The 2354-nt window shown below is 65.7% G+C and carries 3 protein-coding genes; 2 read left to right on the top strand and 1 reads right to left on the bottom strand.

What is annotated here, in order from left to right:
- Positions 1–98: 98 nt before the first annotated feature.
- Positions 99–1151 (bottom strand): recombinase RecA, encoded by a 1053-nt coding sequence (gene recA / locus FKP22_RS27480; protein WP_141291147.1) that lies wholly within the window; start codon positions 1149–1151, stop codon positions 99–101.
- A 165-nt stretch (positions 1152–1316) separates the two neighbouring features.
- Here recA and FKP22_RS27485 point away from each other — a divergent pair, with 165 nt between their 5' ends.
- Together FKP22_RS27485 and FKP22_RS27490 are read left to right on the top strand one after the other, a co-directional pair.
- Complete coding sequence (locus tag FKP22_RS27485; protein ID WP_141291149.1) at positions 1317–1988, top strand: response regulator; 672 nt, start codon at positions 1317–1319, stop codon at positions 1986–1988.
- A 6-nt stretch (positions 1989–1994) separates the two neighbouring features.
- The coding region (locus tag FKP22_RS27490; protein ID WP_170201125.1) for a sensor histidine kinase N-terminal domain-containing protein at positions 1995–2354 on the top strand (360 nt) is incomplete at its 3' end.

The raw sequence follows: 2354 nt of genomic DNA on the forward strand, positions 1-2354 counted from the left end.
GGCGGGACGGGCAGAAGGCGCCAGGAGATGACGCCTGGGCGATGGCTGGCGCCACCGCCAAGTGCCAGCGGCGGCTCAAGCCGGCTGCTGGCCGCGGTTCATGCTGCCGCAGTGCCCGCCGCCGCGTTCAGCAGCGGCACGCCCAGTGCAGCGCGCACCTTGTTTTCGATCTCGCGCGCCAGGTCGGCGTTTTCACGCAGGAATTCGCGCGAGTTGTCCTTGCCCTGGCCGATCTTCTCGCCGTTGTACGAATACCAGGCACCGGACTTGTCGACGATCTTGGCCTGCACGCCCAGGTCGATGATCTCGCCTTCGCGGCTGGTGCCTTCGCCGTAAAGAATGTCGAACTCGGCTTCCTTGAACGGCGGAGCGACCTTGTTCTTGACGACCTTGACGCGGGTCTCGTTGCCGATGACCTCTTCGCCCTTCTTGATCGAGCCGATGCGGCGGATGTCCAGTCGCACCGAGGCGTAGAACTTCAGCGCATTGCCACCGGTGGTGGTTTCCGGGCTGCCGAACATCACGCCGATCTTCATGCGGATCTGGTTGATGAAGATCACCATGCAGTTGGACTTCTTGATCGTCGCGGTCAGCTTGCGCAGCGCCTGGCTCATCAGCCGGGCCTGCAGGCCGGGCAAGGAGTCGCCCATTTCGCCTTCGAGTTCGGCCTTGGGCGTCAGTGCGGCGACCGAGTCGACGATGATCAGGTCGACCGCGCCGGAGCGGCACAGCGAATCGACGATCTCAAGCGCCTGCTCGCCGGTGTCGGGCTGGCTGATCAGCAGTTCCTGCAGGTTCACGCCGAGCTTTTGCGCGTACTGGATGTCCAGCGCGTGTTCGGCGTCGATGAAGGCGGCCACGCCGCCGAGCTTCTGCATTTCGGCCACGACCTGCAGCGTCAGCGTGGTCTTGCCCGAGGACTCAGGGCCGTAGATCTCGACCACGCGGCCGCGCGGCAGGCCGCCGACGCCCAGCGCCACGTCCAGGCCCAGCGAGCCGGTGGAGACGACCTGGATGTCCTCGATCTTTTCGCCATCGCCCAGGCGCATGATCGAACCCTTGCCAAACTGCTTCTCGATTTGCGAGAGGGCCGCTTGCAGGGCCTTGGACTTTTCGGGGTTCAGCGTATTGGCGGGGGCGGGGGCATTCATGCAAGTCTCTCCTGGTGATGGCCGCGATTATGGCAGAAGCTGGATATTCGTACAGTATCTTGGCGCCACGATTTGCGAGATTGCATCATGTCGCGTGGGCGGCACTGTGAACCTCGCCACCTAGAATCAAACGAGTCGGCCAGCAGGCTGCGAGGAGACAAGGCAATGCGCATCCTGATAGCCGAAGACGACCAGGTCCTGGCCGATGGCTTGCTGCGCTCGCTGCGCGGCGCCGGTTATGCGGTGGACCAGGTCGGCAACGGCAGCGAGGCCGACGCTGCCCTGGCGGCCCACGAATTCGACCTGGTGATCCTGGACCTGGGCCTGCCCAAGCTGCATGGCCTGGAAGTGCTGCGCAAGCTGCGCGCCCGCGGCACCTCCACGCCGGTGCTGATCCTCACTGCGGCCGATTCGGTCGAGCAGCGTGTCAAGGGCCTGGACCTGGGGGCCGATGACTTTATGGCCAAGCCGTTTTCGCTGCAGGAGCTCGAAGCGCGGGTACGCGCGCTGACCCGGCGCGGCCTGGGCACGGCCTCCAGCGTCATCAAGCACGGCCCGCTGACCTTCGACGCCACCGGCCGCGTGGCCTACATCAATGACCAGATGATCGATCTGTCGGCGCGCGAGATCAGCCTGCTGGAAGTGCTGCTGCAGCGCGCCGGTCGGCTGGTCAGCAAGGACCAGCTGGTGGCCCGGCTGTGCGAATGGGGCGAAGAGGTCAGCAACAACGCGATCGAGGTCTACATCCACCGCTTGCGCAAGAAGATCGAGCAGGGCCAGATCCGCATCGCCACGGTGCGGGGCCTGGGCTACTGCCTCGAAAAAATCGCCGCCTAGAGGCCCATGCGGCTGTTGCCCTCCGCCCGCCCTGCGCCTTCGGCCGACAGCAGCACGCCACGCGAACAACGCTCGTTGTTTGGTGAGATCCTCGACTGGATGCTGGCGCCGCTGCTGCTGCTGTGGCCGATGAGCGTGGCGCTGACCTGGCTGGTGGCGCAGAACATCGCGGCCCGGCCTTACGACCGCGACCTGGGCCAGCTGGCCCACATGGTCTCGCGCCAGATGGCGGTGGAGCTGGCGGCCAATCCTGGCCTGCCGGTGCGGCTGCCGGAATCGGCCGCGGTGCTGCTGCGCAGCGACGAAGTCGACCGGGTGTATTTCCAGGTGCTGGACGCCCAGGGCCGCCTGATCACCGGTGACCGT

This window comes from Ideonella azotifigens (genome assembly GCF_006519715.1).
In the GTDB taxonomy this organism is placed as follows: Bacteria; Pseudomonadota; Gammaproteobacteria; order Burkholderiales; family Burkholderiaceae_C; genus Ideonella; species Ideonella azotifigens.

Bases quoted from the DNA above. Each gene is read 5' to 3' on its own strand.
- FKP22_RS27485 (WP_141291149.1), top strand. From the start codon at position 1,317: ATGCGCATCCTGATAGCCGAAGACGACCAGGTCCTGGCCGATGGCTTG.
- recA (WP_141291147.1), bottom strand. From the start codon at position 1,151: ATGAATGCCCCCGCCCCCGCCAATACGCTGAACCCCGAAAAGTCCAAG.